Below are 15,664 nucleotides of genomic sequence, written 5' to 3'. Positions count from 1 at the left end.
TAAAAATCCCTTGTTAACGAAACCAATATGTGGCGCTCGTCGTCAGGGGATTTTTCGCTCTAAATTTCGCTAGGAGCGACCTGAAACCAGAAACAGGGAAAAAATCTGGGTGAGTAAGGTGTGAGTTATGGGTTATTTTTTAAGACGTTTGTCGTTCTATCTTGTCGCGCTCTTAGTTGCAGCGACGTTAAACTTTATTATTCCGCGAGCAATGCCTGGTGACCCAGTTACCATGATGTTTGCTAATGCTTCAGTACAGGTGACTCCAGAACGAATCGCAGCAATGAAAGAACTGCTCGGTTTCGTTGATGGGCCAATTTACATTCAGTACTTCTCGTACATTAAAAACATTCTAAGTTGGGAGCTAGGTACATCAATCCAGTTCTACCCTCTTTCAGTTAATTCTTTACTAGGTAGTGCATTTGGCTGGTCACTATTTCTAGCTGGTACTGCGGTTGTACTTTCTTTCTCCATCGCTTCTGTCCTTGGTATTTTTGCCGCCTGGAAGCGCGGTAGTAAGTACGATGCATTCGTAACGCCTGGCACATTGATCATTCAAGCTATTCCACAAATGGTTATCGCAATGTTAGCGCTGTTTACCTTTGCGATTGGCCTGAAATGGTTCCCATCTGGCTATGCTTACACGCCAGGTACTATTCCTGATTGGACAAGCTGGGAGTTCATCAAGAACGTGGGTTACCACGCTGTACTACCTCTATTCTGTGCAACCATCGTTCAAATTGGTGGCTTCCTAGTTAACATGCGTAACAACATGATCAACCTTCTCGCCGAAGACTATATCACGATGGCTAAAGGTAAAGGGCTGAGTGAAAACCGCGTCGTCTTTAATTACGCCGCACGTAACGCACTACTTCCAAGTGTTACCGCACTGTCTATGTCTTTAGGTATGGCCATTGGAGGTCAATTAATCATCGAGATGATTTTCAACTACCCAGGCCTAGGTACTGTTCTATTGAACGCAATTCACGCTCGTGACTACCAAGTACTTCAAGGTCAGTTAATTATCATGACGATGTTCATGCTGTGCTTCAACTTAATGGCTGACATGCTGTACATGATTCTAGACCCTCGCCTACGTACGGGAGGCAAATAATCATGAAAGAACTATTCAAACTTATTTTAGGTAACGCATTTGCTCGCATTGGTCTTGGCATTGTTACGCTGTTCGTGTTCGTTGCGATTGCCGCTCCTTTACTTACAAAGCATGCGCCAGACAAGCGAACCGGTAACCCACACGAATACCCAAGCTTTGTTGTAAAACAGGCACAAAACAACCCTGATGGTTGGGTCGCTAAAAACCTAGCAGACGATCGTCGTACACTGCTTATGTCTAAAAAGGCCGACCACGTATTAGGTACTAGCCGAATGGGTCGCGATATCTGGTCGCAGGTGGCTTACGGTGCACGAGTATCACTGGGTGTAGGCTTTGGTGCTGGCATCATCGTGTGTTTCTTAGCAACAGTCATTGGTATATCGGCAGGTTACTTCGGCGGTAAAGTGGATGACATATTGAGTGCCGCAATGAACATCATGTTAGTAATTCCGCAGTATCCATTGCTATTCGTGCTGGCGGCCTTTATCGGTGAAGCAGGCCCACTCACCATTGCCTTGATTATCGCTGGTACTTCTTGGGCATGGGGTGCACGTGTTGTCCGCTCTCAAACTATGGCACTACGCGAGAAAGAGTTCGTTAAAGCTGCCGAAGTATTGGGAGAGTCTTCATTCCGCATCATCTTCGTTGAGATTTTACCAAACCTTATCCCAATTGTCGGTGCGAGCTTCATTGGCTCAGTAATGCTGGCGATCAACACTGAAGCGGTCATTTCGTTCCTAGGTTTGGGTGATGCCAACACGATCAGTTGGGGCATCATGCTTTACAACGTGCAAACCTCATCAGCCATGCTGATTGGCGCATGGTGGGAAGTACTAGCACCTTGTATTGCCCTAACACTACTGGTTACTGGTCTTGCTCTGTTGAACTTTGCCGTTGACGAAATTGCGAACCCTCAACTTCGTTCTCACAAAGGCATGAAACGCTGGAAAAAACTAGCAGCAAAAGACAAGAAAGAGCGTGAGCCTGAACTGGCACCACAAAATGCACTATGGAGCGGAGATAAATAATCATGACTGCACCACTAATTTCCATCCGTAACCTATGCGTAGACTATATTACAGATGCGGGCGATGTCCGCGCCTGTAACAACGTGAGCTTCGACATTGCACCAGGTGAAGTATTCGGTCTGGCTGGTGAATCTGGCTGTGGCAAATCCACTGTTGCCTTCTCACTAATGCGCCTTCATAAGCCGCCAGCGTTTATCACAGGTGGTGAGGTGATCTTCAACGGTGAAGATATCCTTCAGTACAGCGATGATCGCATGCAAGCGTTCCGCTGGAGTGAAATGTCGATGGTATTCCAGAGTGCGATGAACGCTTTGAACCCTGTTCTAACCATGGAAGAGCAGTTCTGTGACGTCATCATGCGTCATACCAATATGACTCGCGCTCAAGCAAAAACACGCGCTGAAGGTCTGCTGGAAATCGTTGATATCCACCCTAGCCGATTGAGTGATTACCCGCACCAGTTCTCTGGTGGTATGCGTCAACGTCTAGTAATCGCAATCGCTTTGGCTCTGAACCCAAAAATGATCATCATGGACGAACCGACTACCGCATTGGATGTAGTGGTTCAACGTGAAATTCTACAAAAAATTTACGCGCTTAAAGAAGAGTTTGGTTTCTCAATTCTGTTCATCACACATGACTTGTCATTGATGGTCGAGTTCTCGGATCGTATCGGCATCATGTACTCAGGTGAGTTGATTGAAGTCGCACCTTCTAAGCAAATTCTGGAAAGTCCTTACCACCCTTACACCAAAGGTTTGGGTAGCTCTTTCCCTCCACTAACTGGACCAAAGACCAAATTGACTGGTATTCCAGGTAACCCGTTGAACTTGCTAGAAGTACCACGGGGCTGCCGCTTCCAAGCTCGTTGCGATCGCGTACATGAAGCATGTACACGTGTACCAACCCAATTACGTCAAATTGAACCAGGTCGCCTCTCAAATTGCCATTTGTACGGCGACACCATTGCTCAAGCTAAGGTTTAACAACAAAAAAACGCTAGCTAAGAACAAAAATTACACTGGAGAGAATTATGAGCAAACAATTCGGCGAACTGCTGATTGAGGGTAAAAATGTCGTTAAGGACTTCCCTTTAAACAGTAACTCAATCAAACAATCTAAGATGCGCGCAATCAACGACGTCTCTTTCAAAATGTACAAGAGCCGCGGCTTGTCAGTGGTAGGTGAATCTGGTTCAGGTAAGTCTACTACTGCAAAAATGATTGCAAAAATGTACGCACCAACCGATGGCATCATTGAATACAAAGGTCGTGATATCCAAGACATCACCTCTCGTCACGATTTAATGACCTACCGTGAAGGTGTACAAATGGTGTGGCAAGACCCGTTTGGCTCGCTAAACCCAACGCACAATATCTTCCACCATATTGCGCGCCCGCTGCTGATTCATAAGAAAGTAGCACCGGGCAACAAGAAAGAACTGGAAGAGCGTGTGTACGACCTACTTGAACAAGTTGGTCTTATTCCACCAAAAGAAACGGCGCAAAAGTTCCCGCACCAGCTATCTGGCGGTCAGCGTCAACGTGTAAACCTAGCTCGTAACATCGCAGTTGGAGCTGAAGTAGTCTTGGCGGATGAGCCAACATCCATGCTCGATGTATCAATCCGTGCCGGTGTTCTGAACTTGATGGAAGAGATGAAGTTCGAGAAACAAATGTCTCTGCTTTACATCACTCACGACATCGCAACAGCGCGTTACATTGCTGAAGATCTCGCGGTCATGTACGTAGGTCACATGGTTGAATGGGGCGATACTGAAGAAATCATTCACGATCCTCAACACCCATATACGCAACTGTTGGTATCTGCGGTTCCAGATCCATCGAAGTCTATTCACGAGAAACTGAAAGGCAACAAAGGGGAAATCCCACTTTGGACACCAGAATCTGTCGGCTGTCCATTTGCTGGACGTTGTGTACACGCTACCGACAAATGTCGCGAACGACTACCAGGCGTCACTCAACTGTCCGACAACCACTTTGTCCGCTGTTACTTATTTGAAGATTAATCATAACGAGGGTCAGGTTCAGCCTGACCCACTCCTGTTTTTATCGTTTCCCGGAGACATTGAATGCTGCTACTGACTAACCACATTGGTTATGAACGTCTGGGCCCAAAGAAAGCCATTATCCAGACCGAACAACCACACTTGTCTTCTTACACTGCTCAATTGATTTGTGCCACTAGCGAGCAAACCGTGGCAACTTTTGCGGTTGAAGAACAAGGTAAAGTGGCGAACTGGCATCAGGGCTATTTCTACCTCATCGACTTTTCCTCTTTCACAACGTCAGGCGACTATTTCTTGCAAGTAGAAGATACGCGCTCTTCCTCTTTCATCGTTGGCGAACACATTCTGTTGGATCAAACTTTGTCAGATGTGATCCACTACTTCAAATCGCAACGTTGCGGCGGAATCTTCGATCAACAAGATCGACAACTTCCAGTACTAAACTCCAATAAAAAGGTTGATGTACACGGCGGCTGGTACGACGCATCAGGAGACGTTAGCAAGTATTTAAGTCACCTTTCATACGCGAATTATTTGAATCCTCAACAAACCCCAATGGTGGTTTGGAACATCCTAAAAGGGGTTTCGTTGCTTGAAGGAAGCGAAGACATTGCAGCTTTCACACGTACACGTCTGATTGAAGAAGCCCTGTTCGGTGCAGACTTTCTTGTGCGTATGCAAAACGAAAAAGGCTTTTTCTACATGACGGTCTTTGACAAGTGGAGCAAAGATACTGCGCAACGCGAGATTTGCGCGTACGAAACTCAACTTGGTCACAAATTTGACGACTATCAAGCAGGCTTTCGACAAGGTGGCGGTGTCGCCATTGCAGCGCTAGCGGCAGCGTCGCGTTTAAGTGTTCACGGTGAATACGATCAACAAAAATACCGCAACGCTGCGGAAAATGGTTACTGGCACTTAAAAGTGCACAATACGCAGTACCTCAATGATGGGGAAGAAAACATTATCGACGAATACTGTGCGCTACTGGCATGTGTAGAACTGTTTAAAGCAACCAAAGAAACTCGCTACTTGGAAGAGAGCCGTTTGTGGGCGCAACGTTTAGTTGCACGCCAAATGAGCGACGAACAGATTCAACACTTTTGGTCAGCAAACCAAGACGGCAGCCGTCCATATTTTCACGCAGCCGAAGCTGGTCTACCAGTTATTGCCCTATGCGAATATCTATCAATTGAAGACGACTCAGCACGAGCGGAATCGGTAAAACGTATCGTAAACCTAGCGTGTGAGTTTGAGATCACAATATCGAATAGAGTGATCAACCCATTCGGTTACCCTCGCCAATATGTTAAAGGCGTAAATGAGTCAAAACGCGAGGCATTTTTTGTCGCACACAACAATGAATCCGGCTATTGGTGGCAAGGCGAGAATGCTCGACTGGGCTCACTCGCGACCATGGCGTACCTTGCTCAACCGCATACAGCGTCGCAAGAAGTACAGCAACAACTTTCTGTGTTTGCTCAAGATGCATTGAACTGGATTGTAGGCTTAAACCCATACGACATGTGCATGCTAGATGGCCATGGTCGTAACAACCCTGATTACCTCCCTCAATATGGTTTCTTCAACGCAAAAGGTGGCGTGTGTAACGGAATCACTGGCGGCTTTGAAGACGAGGAAGACATTGCATTTAACCCACCAGCACAAAAAGAAGACGTGTTACAAAACTGGCGCTGGGGCGAACAATGGATCCCGCATGGCGCTTGGTACTTACTCGCGATAATGAGTCAAGCTCAGCATGTTTCTCAGTTGGCGACCTCTAAAAATATGAAGGAAGAATAATCATGGGAATGTATTTTGTCGGTATCGATGGTGGCGGCACGTCATGTCGAGCCAGGATTAAAGATTCACAAGGTAATTTTCTTGGCGAGGCCAAAAGCGGCAGTGCCAACATCATGCTAGGTGCTGAAATAGCAATGGCTTCGATTCTTGAATCCATCACTTCGGCTACCGAGCAAGGCGGTCTGACACAACAAGATTTCGCGTCGATGCACGTCGGCTTAGCCCTTGCTGGCGCAGAGCACAAAGCATCTTGGCAAGCCTTCATGTCTCTTCCTCATCCATTTGCCAGTATGACTCTGAATACCGATGCTTACGGTGCGTGCGTTGGTGCGCACAATGGCGAAGATGGCGCAATCATGATTGCGGGAACCGGTTCTTGTGGCATCTACCTTAACGGATTGGAGCAACATGTTGTCGGTGGTCGTGAGTTCCCTATTTCGGATCAAGGTGGCGGCGCAGTGATGGGGCTACGCCTAGTTCAGCAAGTTTTGTTAGCTGAAGATGGCATCAGAGAAAAAACGCCCCTAGCACAACACGTTATGACGCATTTCGAAAATGAGGTCGACAACGTGGTGGCGTGGTCAAAACAGGCGCTTCCTCGTGATTATGGGCAGTTTTCTCCGGCTATTTTCCAACATGCGGAACAAGGCGATGCACTGGCCATTGAAATGCTGAAGCAAACCGCAGCGGATATAGAAATGTTTCTCGTGGCATTAAACAAGCGCGGCGCAACACGTATTTGTTTAATGGGCAGCATAGCTGAACGCATTGTACGTTGGCTTTCACCACCAGTTCAGCAATGGATTGTTGAGCCACAGTTTGACGCGATTGAAGGCGCAATTATGTTTGCTGGCAAACCAGAACATAACCTTTACTCGCTCAGTGCGGCGTAGGAGTAGATATGGAATATCGTGTTGATCTCGTAGTCCTTTCTGAGCAGAAACAAAACTGCCGCTTTGGCCTCACCTTTCATAACTTGAGCGACCAAGACCTAAACAGCTGGAGCTTAACTTTCGCTTTCGATCGTTACATTCTTCCAGACAGCGTTTCAAATGGTCAACTGACTCAAATTGGTAGTTTTTGCACACTTAAGCCAGAAGGGGTGGTACTGGCTGCCAACCATCACTATTACTGTGAATTCAGTATTGGTTCGAACCCATTCCGTTATTACTCGGATGGCTTTAACGAAGCGATGATCAACTTTGTCGTTGATGGAAACCCACAGCGCGCACAAGTGGATGTCACGCCTATCGTATTAGCTTCACCATACCGTGAACGCAGTGAGATTCCTGCAAGTTTAACCCATGCACAGCCCTTGCTGCCAAAACCAAACCATATTGAGGTCAGCGATCACTATTTTAGCTTTGATCATCATGCTGGCGTCGCGGTTTATTCAAGCCTGGCCAATTCAGCTAAAGAATGGCTACTTGATGAGCTTAAGCGCATTCACCAATTTGAGTTCGCATCAGACAATGGCAGTCAGATCATCTTCAAAGGCAACCCAACCTTGGATGAAGGCGCTTACAAACTGAAAGTAGCCGAAGAGTCAATCAAAATTGAAGCAGGATCTTCGTCTGGTTTTACCCATGCTTGTGCAACGTTATTACAACTAATCAAAGTTGGCGATCAACCTAACTCAATGGAAGTAGTTTGCTGTTCAATCAAGGACAGGCCACGTTTTCGTTACCGCGGTATGATGCTGGATTGTGCTCGTCATTTTCACTCCGTTAAGCAAGTCAAACGCTTGATCAACCAACTGGCTCATTACAAGTTCAATACGTTCCATTGGCATCTTACCGACGATGAGGGTTGGCGAATTGAAATCAAATCACTGCCTCAACTGACCGATATTGGTGCTTGGCGCGGATTGGATGAGATCAATGAACCACAGTACACGCACTTTGATGAACGTTACGGCGGCTTCTACACACAAGAAGACATCAAAGACGTTATCGAATTTGCATCGCAACGCGGCATCACCATCATTCCTGAAATTGATGTACCTGGTCATTGCCGAGCCGCCATCAAGTCGTTACCACACCTATTGGTAGAAGCGGAAGATACCACCGAATACCGCAGTATTCAGCATTACAACGACAACGTCATTAACCCTGCTCTGCCGGGGAGTTATGAATTTATCGACAAAGTGCTAGAAGAAGTCTCTGCGCTTTTTCCTGCGCCTTACGTTCATATTGGTGCCGACGAAGTACCTAACGGCGTATGGTCAAAAAGCCCAGCATGCCAAGCACTAATGGAACAACTGGGTTACAGCGACTACAAAGATTTGCAAGGACACTTCTTACGTTATGCCGAAGACAAACTTCGTAAATTGGGCAAACGCATGCTGGGCTGGGAAGAAGCTCAACACGGCGACAAAGTCAGTAAAGATACGGTGATCTACTCATGGCTAAGCGAAGAAGCGGCCTTGAACTGTGCTCGCCAAGGCTTTGATGTGGTGCTGCAACCAGCACAAACCACTTACCTAGATATGACCCAAGACTACGCACCTGAAGAACCGGGCGTGGACTGGGCAAACCCACTGCCACTAGAAAAAGCTTACAACTACGAGCCGCTCGCTGAAGTGCCTGCCGACGACCCAATACGTAAGCGCATTTGGGGCATTCAAACAGCATTATGGTGCGAAATTATCAATAACCAACCTCGCATGGACTACATGATCTTCCCTCGTTTAACTGCAATGGCAGAAGCATGTTGGACAGACAAACAACACCGAGATTGGACCGACTATTTATCACGCTTGAAAGGCCATCTACCTCTGCTTGATTTGCAGGGAGTGAATTACCGTAAACCGTGGAAGTAATACAAAACTGATGTCGAAACATCACGCTTGAAGAGTTTTTAAATTTTGGCTGCTGATGCAGCTTCGTAAAAAGGAAAGACACAAATGAAATACGGCTATTTCGATAACGAGAATCGCGAATACGTCATCACTCGCCCTGACGTACCAGCACCATGGACCAACTACCTAGGTACTGAGAAGTTCTGTACGGTTATCTCGCACAACGCGGGTGGCTACTCGTTCTACAACTCTCCAGAATACAACCGTGTTACTAAATTCCGTCCAAATGCGACATTCGATCGCCCAGGACACTACGTTTACTTGCGTGATGATGAGACAGGTGATTACTGGTCAATCTCTTGGCAACCAGTTGCGAAGAGCCTAGACGAAGCAAACTACGAAGTTCGTCACGGCTTGTCTTACTCTAAATTTAAGTGTGAGTACAACGGTATTGAAGCTGAAAAGACGCTATTCGTACCAAAAGGCGAAGACGCTGAAATCTGGGATGTAGTGATTAAAAACACCTCTGACAAACCACGTACGATCAGTGCATTCTCATTTGTTGAGTTCTCATTCAGCCACATTCAATCTGATAACCAAAACCATCAGATGTCTCTGTACTCGGCAGGTACGGCTTACAACGAAGGCGTGATCGAGTACGACCTGTACTACAACACCAACGATTTCGAAGGCTTCTACTACCTAGCTTCAACATTTGACCCAGATTCATACGACGGCCAACGTGACAGCTTCCTAGGCCTATACCGTGACGAAGCAAACCCGTTAGCGGTAGAACAAGGTAAGTGTTTCAATACAGCACAAACGTGTTACAACCACTGTGGCTCTTTGCATAAGCAATTTACTATTCAGCCGGGTGAAGAAGTTCGCTTTGCTTACATTCTAGGTATCGGTAAAGGCAACGGTGAGCGTCTACGTGCTAAGTACCAAGACCTTGCAGAAGTCGACAACGCATTTGCGGGTATCAAAACACACTGGGATGAGCGCTGTGGCAAGTTCCAAGTGAAATCACCAAACGAAGGTCTAGATACCATGATCAACGCTTGGACGTTATACCAAGCGGAAACTTGTGTGGTGTGGTCTCGCTTTGCTTCATTCATCGAGGTGGGAGGCCGTACTGGTCTTGGTTACCGCGATACAGCGCAAGATGCAATCTCAGTTCCTCATGCTAACCCAGCAATGACGCGTAAACGTATCGTTGACCTACTGCGCGGCCAAGTGAAAGCAGGTTACGGTCTACACCTATTCGATCCAGATTGGTTCGATCCAGAGAAAGCAGATGTTAAACCATCGAAATCCCCAACCGTGGTTCCAACGCCTTCTGATGAAGACAAAATCCACGGCATCGAAGACACCTGTTCTGATGATCACCTATGGCTAGTTCCAACCATCTGTAAGTACGTGATGGAAACCGGTGAGCACAGCTTCTTCGACGAAGTGATTCCTTACGCGGATGGCGGTGATGCAACCGTGTATGACCACATGAAAGCTGCGCTAGACTTCTCGGCTGAATACGTAGGTCAAACTGGTATCTGTAAAGGTCTGCGTGCAGACTGGAACGACTGTCTGAACCTAGGTGGTGGCGAATCTTCAATGGTGTCGTTCCTACATTTCTGGGCACTGCAGGAGTTCATCGACCTAGCGAAATACCTAGGTAAGGAAGCCGACGTTGAAAAATACACGGTGATGGCAGCAAACGTTCGTGAAGCGTGTGAAACCCACCTTTGGGATGACGAAGGCGGTTGGTACATCCGTGGTCTGACGAAGAATGGCGACAAGATCGGTACTGCGCAACAAGCGGAAGGCCGAGTACACCTAGAGTCAAACACACTTGCGGTACTTTCTGGTGCGGTATCTCAAGAGCGCGGCGAAAAAGCGATGGACGCTGTCGATGAGAACCTGTTCTCTGAATACGGCCTTCACCTAAACTCACCATCTTTTGCAACACCGAATGATGATATCGGCTTCGTAACTCGTGTTTACCAAGGCGTAAAAGAGAACGGTGCGATCTTCTCGCATCCAAACCCATGGGCTTGGGTAGCTGAAGCGAAACTGGGTCGTGGTGATCGTGCAATGAAGTTCTACGATGCATTAAACCCATACAACCAGAACGACATCATCGAAAAACGTATTGCAGAACCATACTCATACGTTCAGTTCATCATGGGTCGTGACCACCAAGACCACGGTCGTGCAAACCACCCATGGTTAACAGGTACATCTGGCTGGGCTTACTTCGCTGTTACCAACTTTATCCTTGGTGTGCGTACAGGCTTCGATGGCCTAACTATCGATCCATGTATCCCAACGAACTGGCCTGGTTTCGAAGTGACTCGTCAATGGCTAGGTGCAACGTACAACATCAAAGTAGTTAACCCAGACTCAGTAAGCAAAGGCGTTAAGTCGATTACTGTGAACGGTGAAGCAGTGAATGGTGCCTCTGTCCCAGTTCAAGCGGAAGGTTCAGTAAACGAAGTTATCGTTACTCTAGGTTAATCATCTTTTAGGGGAGAGCTTTTCCCCTTTTGATTTATCCGATGCACTTGAGTTTGAGAAGTGCATCGGTTCGCTAGCAAAGATTGAAGAGGCGGTGGGATGCCGCTCTTATCGAGGATCGAATCATGATCAAATTTGGTACAGGCGGTTGGCGTGCATTTATCGGTGAGGAGTTCACCAAAGATAACGTACGCTTGGTCGCTCAAGCAGTTGCAAACATCACGAATAACGAATCGGTTGCTGATCGCGGTTTTGTGATTGGCTATGACCGTCGTTTTCTTTCCGATAAAGCAGGTCGTTGGTTCGCTGAAGTTCTAGCAGCAAACGGCATTGTGGTTAGCTTTATCGACAAATTTGTCCCAACACCTATCGTAATGTTTAAAGCGAAAGAAATGGGCTGCGCATACTCGGCATGTATTACCGCATCACACAACCCTGCCGATTACAACGGCATTAAAGTCTTCATTGAAGGCGGTCGTGACGCAGATGAAATCATCACCCAAAAAATCGAATCACAAATAGACGCGCTCACTGCGCAAGATGTAAAAAGCGTCGACTTTGAACAAGCGGTTGAAGATAAGCTGATTGAAATCATCAATCCGATGAACGAATTCGTTGACTCAATCATCGACTTTATCGACATCGAAGCGATCAAGAAGGCGAATTTACGTGTTTTGATCGACCCAATGTTTGGTGTCGCGAAAAACGCACTGCAAACCGTATTAATCAACGGCCGCTGTGACGTTGATGTGATTAACGATGGCAAAAACCCAGATTTCGGTGGGTTAATGCCTTCGCCAAGCGCTGCAACACTCTACCGTTTGATGCACCTAGTGAAAGAGCAAGGTTACGATATTGGCATCGGTACTGATGGCGATGCGGACCGTCTTGGTATTATCGACGAAAAAGGTAACTTCATTCATCCAAATGAAGTGCTACTGCTGCTTTACTACTACCTACTTGAATACAAAGGTTGGACAGGGTCAGTAGTACGTAACATCGCAACCACTCACCTATTAGATAAAGTCGCCGAAGATCATGGCGAGAAATGCTTTGAGGTTCCGGTCGGCTTTAAGCACATCAGTTCTCAAATGGAAGCGGATGATTCACTGATTGGCGGGGAAAGCTCTGGTGGCCTAACCATTCGCGGCCACATCAAAGGTAAAGACGGCGTATTCGCATCAAGCCTATTGGTAGAAATGATTTCAGTAACCGGCAAGAAGCTGTCTGAGTTGTTGGATGAAATCTACGGCAAGTACGGCTATGCCTACATGGCAGAAGGCGATTGCAAGTTCAAACCGGCGCAAAAAGACGTTCTGTTCAACAAGATTTATGTTGAAAAGCAGTTGCCTGAATTTGAGTTTGAAATCGAAAAAGTCAGCTATGAAGATGGTGCGAAAGTCTACTTCAAAAACGGCGGTTGGATCATTGCGCGCTTCTCAGGTACTGAGCCACTGCTACGAATTTTTGCAGAGATGCAAGATAAGGACACTGCGGAACGTGTTCTTCAACAGTTTAAAGACTTCTTGTCTTTATAACTGAACCTTGTGCCCGCTTCGAGCACTATTATGAGAGTCAACGCTGTCTGAAAAGGCGCTCATCAACAGGAGAAGAACACTTGCCCGGCTCCACAGCCGGGCTTTTTTATTGTATGTTGGAAAGTCGTAAACGAGATAGAAAAGATACTCAGGAGCGTTAAGCAAATGCCAGGACGCCTTGCGTTTCAATTTTCACCGCGACGGACTCACCTATATTTAATGCTTGCGAAGCTGTAGCTAACAAACGGTCACCATTCGCGTTAATCACATAACGGCAGTGATCACCCATAAAATGCTGTTCCAATACGGTTACCGAACTATCTTCATCGGATTGAATTTGCACATGCTGCGGTCTTAGCAGTAAAGAGCACTCCGCCTGTACTGGAATATCTTGTTGAGCCGTGGCTTCAACCACGCCCAAGTGGGTTTCATATTCTGAATTCGAAACCCGTTTAGCAGCAAGGTAACTGCCACCACCTAAGAAATCAGCGACAAATTTACTTGAAGGCTGGTAGTAAAGTTCAGATGCTGTGCCATATTGCTCGATGACTCCATTGTTCATCACTGCCATTTTATCGGCGAAAGCAAAAGCCTCTTCACGGCTATGCGTAACAAAAATGGCAGTCACGCCTTGCGCCTTAAAAATCTTACGGATCTCACTTATCAACTCATGGCGAACTTGCGTATCAATATTAGAAAACGGTTCATCAAGTAACAATAAGTCTGGGCTGTAAGCTAATGAGCGAGCAATCGCAACACGCTGCTGCTGTCCACCAGACAATTGATGAGGATAACGATCGCCATAACCTTGAAGATGCACGAGTTCTAACATCTCTTGAACTTTGGCATTTTTCTCTTTTGTCGAGCACTGCTTTAAGCCAAAGGCAATGTTTTGCTCCACCGTCAAGTGAGGAAAAAGTGCGTAATCTTGGAAAATCATCCCGATATTACGCTGTTCTGGCGGCAACCAGTTTTCCCCATCATCAATTGTGACGCAATTTAGACTCATTTCGCCTGACGTTAACGGCAATAATCCCGCAACGGCCTTTAATAGTGTTGTTTTCCCACAGCCACTGGCTCCTAGCAAACAGACAATCTGCCCTTGTTCTACCTCAAGAGACAATGATTCGAGTACAGTTTGATCGTCATATTGGCACGTTAGGTTTTTAATTGATAATGCACAGCTCATCAGTGATTTTGCTCCAGTGAACGGTTAACAACAACAAGCGGGATCAACCCAACAAGAACCAACAGAACCGCTGGCAAAGCGGCCAATTCTAAATGCTCATCCGAGGCGAAGTTATAAACGTATGTGGCTAGTGTTTCAAAGTTAAACGGACGAAGTAACAAAGCCGCATTAAGCTCTTTCATCGACTCGATAAACACTAATAAAGCCGCAATCAGTGCACCGCGCTTAACCAGCGGAAAGTGCACGCGCCACAGCATGGCATTGGGCTTACAACCCATAGTGCGCGATGCCATATCTAACGACGGAGAAATTTTATTTAAATTACTTTCGATACTACCAATCGCTACCGCGGAAAAGCGCACAACCATGGCAAATACTAGTGCGAACATGGAACCAGAAAAGATAAGTCCCGGCCTTCCCCACTCCATGGCTTTAGCAACATCGTTGACACGATGATCCATAAACAGCACAGCGACCATCACACCGATGGCTAGTACCGTTCCTGGTACTGCATAGCCCATAGAAGAAAGACGCATAAATGCCAAGCTTTCTCGTTTACCACTGACTCGATGGGTAAAGTTAACGATCAGTGCGACAGCAACACCAATAATCGCAGCAATAACAGACACAACTAAGCTATTCCATGCGTATTCACGAAACTCTGAGGTCCAACTCTGCGCAAAATAAGTGATCGCATAATCAATCAGCTGTAGTAGCGGCAAAATAAAAGCGACTGAAACCAAGCCCCAACACCAAACCAGTGCGGTCCACTTTTTCCAGCCCGTCAACTCGTAACGAAAATCTTCGTGACTGTTAAATTGGCTTTGAAAAAGCTTTTGTTTACGGCGGCTGTATCGTTCGGCACTAAGAAGCAGTACTACAATGACGAGCATCATGGCAGAAATCTTGGCTGCCGCATTAAGATTAGAGTACCCCAACCAAGTATCGTAGACCGCTGTGGTTAACGTATTCACCGCGAAGTAACTTACCGTACCAAAGTCACCGATGGTCTCCATTGCGACCAATGATAAACCCACTGCGATAGAGGGTCTTACTAACGGCATCGAGATGCGCCAAAAGCTTTCCCATGGAGAGCACTTGAGCAAACGCGCGCTTTGCAATAAAGATACATTTTGCTCCATAAACGCAGCCCGGCACAATAAATACACGTAAGGATACAACACCAAAGCCAACACAAAGGTCGCACCAGGCAACGTACGAATGTCAGGGAACCAATACTCGCCAGGTCCCCATCCGGTTACATCACGCAAAAAGATCTGAATCGGGCCTGCAAAATCAAACCAATCAGTAAAAATATAACCAATGATATAACCTGGCATTGCAAGAGGTAGCACCAATGCCCACTGCAACCATTTTTCGGTCGGCAGTTTACACATGGCCATTATCCAAGCGCTTGGAATACCAAGAATTAAGGACAGCACCATTACGCCAACAGTTAGCGCAACCGTGTTAAAAATATAAGTCGGCATGACCGTTGCCATTAAATGAGCAAACAAATCATCCGTTTCACCAATTGCGGTGTAGAAGATCGCTAAGATCGGCAAAACCAGTAGCAGAGTTATTACCCCACTACTGGTTTTCCATAAAGAGTGTTTATCTTTCATCGCCTAATTACTGCAAGGCTGTAT

General features: G+C 46.5%; 11 protein-coding genes. 9 read left to right on the top strand and 2 right to left on the bottom strand.

Features of this window, described 5'->3' with window-relative positions:
- The first annotated feature begins 127 nt into the window (after positions 1-127).
- The 9 genes from R7O03_RS10595 (at position 128) to R7O03_RS10555 (ending at position 12,826) form a co-directional block, all read left to right on the top strand.
- Positions 128-1,114 carry an ABC transporter permease gene (locus tag R7O03_RS10595; protein WP_005380038.1) on the top strand — a complete coding sequence of 329 codons (987 nt, stop codon included), beginning with the start codon at positions 128-130 and terminating at the stop codon, positions 1,112-1,114.
- 2 nt (positions 1,115-1,116) lie between these two features.
- Positions 1,117-2,142 carry an ABC transporter permease gene (locus R7O03_RS10590; RefSeq protein ID WP_130545024.1) on the top strand — a complete coding sequence of 342 codons (1,026 nt, stop codon included), beginning with the start codon at positions 1,117-1,119 and terminating at the stop codon, positions 2,140-2,142.
- Between the two features lie 2 nt (positions 2,143-2,144).
- Positions 2,145-3,128 (top strand): ABC transporter ATP-binding protein, encoded by a 984-nt coding sequence (locus tag R7O03_RS10585; protein WP_005380040.1) that lies wholly within the window; start codon positions 2,145-2,147, stop codon positions 3,126-3,128.
- Positions 3,129-3,175: 47 nt separating this feature from the next.
- Positions 3,176-4,171 carry an ABC transporter ATP-binding protein gene (locus R7O03_RS10580; protein WP_005380041.1) on the top strand — a complete coding sequence of 332 codons (996 nt, stop codon included), beginning with the start codon at positions 3,176-3,178 and terminating at the stop codon, positions 4,169-4,171.
- A gap of 63 nt (positions 4,172-4,234) precedes the next feature.
- The gene (locus R7O03_RS10575) at positions 4,235-5,974 is read left to right on the top strand and encodes a glycoside hydrolase family 9 protein (protein ID WP_213903889.1); all 1,740 of its coding nucleotides are present in this window, start codon (positions 4,235-4,237) and stop codon (positions 5,972-5,974) included.
- A 2-nt stretch (positions 5,975-5,976) separates the two neighbouring features.
- On the top strand, positions 5,977-6,867 hold the full coding sequence (locus tag R7O03_RS10570) for an N-acetylglucosamine kinase (protein ID WP_005380046.1): 891 nt from the start codon (positions 5,977-5,979) through the stop codon (positions 6,865-6,867).
- An 8-nt stretch (positions 6,868-6,875) separates the two neighbouring features.
- Positions 6,876-8,795, top strand: a complete 1,920-nt coding sequence (locus R7O03_RS10565; RefSeq protein WP_005380048.1) for a beta-N-acetylhexosaminidase — start codon at positions 6,876-6,878, stop codon at positions 8,793-8,795.
- Between the two features lie 84 nt (positions 8,796-8,879).
- Positions 8,880-11,288 carry a GH36-type glycosyl hydrolase domain-containing protein gene (locus R7O03_RS10560; protein ID WP_170893985.1) on the top strand — a complete coding sequence of 803 codons (2,409 nt, stop codon included), beginning with the start codon at positions 8,880-8,882 and terminating at the stop codon, positions 11,286-11,288.
- Between the two features lie 125 nt (positions 11,289-11,413).
- The gene (locus R7O03_RS10555) at positions 11,414-12,826 is read left to right on the top strand and encodes a phosphoglucomutase/phosphomannomutase family protein (RefSeq protein ID WP_318071126.1); all 1,413 of its coding nucleotides are present in this window, start codon (positions 11,414-11,416) and stop codon (positions 12,824-12,826) included.
- 157 nt (positions 12,827-12,983) lie between these two features.
- On the opposite strand, the gene R7O03_RS10550 is transcribed toward R7O03_RS10555, so the two are convergent.
- Both R7O03_RS10550 and R7O03_RS10545 read right to left on the bottom strand, forming a co-directional pair.
- Positions 12,984-14,015 (bottom strand): ABC transporter ATP-binding protein, encoded by a 1,032-nt coding sequence (locus R7O03_RS10550; protein WP_005380055.1) that lies wholly within the window; start codon positions 14,013-14,015, stop codon positions 12,984-12,986.
- Positions 14,015-15,640 (bottom strand): ABC transporter permease, encoded by a 1,626-nt coding sequence (locus tag R7O03_RS10545; protein WP_025768193.1) that lies wholly within the window; start codon positions 15,638-15,640, stop codon positions 14,015-14,017. The genes R7O03_RS10550 and R7O03_RS10545 overlap by 1 nt, the downstream gene beginning before the upstream one ends.
- Between the last annotated feature and the right edge of the window lie 24 nt (positions 15,641-15,664).

Origin of the sequence: Vibrio sp. Vb2960 (genome assembly GCF_033337665.1) — a bacterium.
Taxonomy (GTDB): Bacteria; Pseudomonadota; Gammaproteobacteria; order Enterobacterales; family Vibrionaceae; genus Vibrio; species Vibrio alginolyticus.
The sequence above is the reverse complement of the archived record's forward strand: the minus strand, read 5'-3'. Positions and strand labels throughout refer to the sequence as shown.

Excerpts from the sequence above, each read along its gene's own strand:
- R7O03_RS10595 (WP_005380038.1), top strand. The coding sequence starts at position 128 with ATGGGTTATTTTTTAAGACGTTTGTCGTTCTATCTTGTCGCGCTCTTA.
- R7O03_RS10590 (WP_130545024.1), top strand. The coding sequence starts at position 1,117 with ATGAAAGAACTATTCAAACTTATTTTAGGTAACGCATTTGCTCGCATT.
- R7O03_RS10585 (WP_005380040.1), top strand. The coding sequence starts at position 2,145 with ATGACTGCACCACTAATTTCCATCCGTAACCTATGCGTAGACTATATT.
- R7O03_RS10580 (WP_005380041.1), top strand. The coding sequence starts at position 3,176 with ATGAGCAAACAATTCGGCGAACTGCTGATTGAGGGTAAAAATGTCGTT.
- R7O03_RS10575 (WP_213903889.1), top strand. The coding sequence starts at position 4,235 with ATGCTGCTACTGACTAACCACATTGGTTATGAACGTCTGGGCCCAAAG.
- R7O03_RS10570 (WP_005380046.1), top strand. The coding sequence starts at position 5,977 with ATGGGAATGTATTTTGTCGGTATCGATGGTGGCGGCACGTCATGTCGA.
- R7O03_RS10565 (WP_005380048.1), top strand. The coding sequence starts at position 6,876 with ATGGAATATCGTGTTGATCTCGTAGTCCTTTCTGAGCAGAAACAAAAC.
- R7O03_RS10560 (WP_170893985.1), top strand. The coding sequence starts at position 8,880 with ATGAAATACGGCTATTTCGATAACGAGAATCGCGAATACGTCATCACT.
- R7O03_RS10555 (WP_318071126.1), top strand. The coding sequence starts at position 11,414 with ATGATCAAATTTGGTACAGGCGGTTGGCGTGCATTTATCGGTGAGGAG.
- R7O03_RS10550 (WP_005380055.1), bottom strand. The coding sequence starts at position 14,015 with ATGAGCTGTGCATTATCAATTAAAAACCTAACGTGCCAATATGACGAT.
- R7O03_RS10545 (WP_025768193.1), bottom strand. The coding sequence starts at position 15,640 with ATGAAAGATAAACACTCTTTATGGAAAACCAGTAGTGGGGTAATAACT.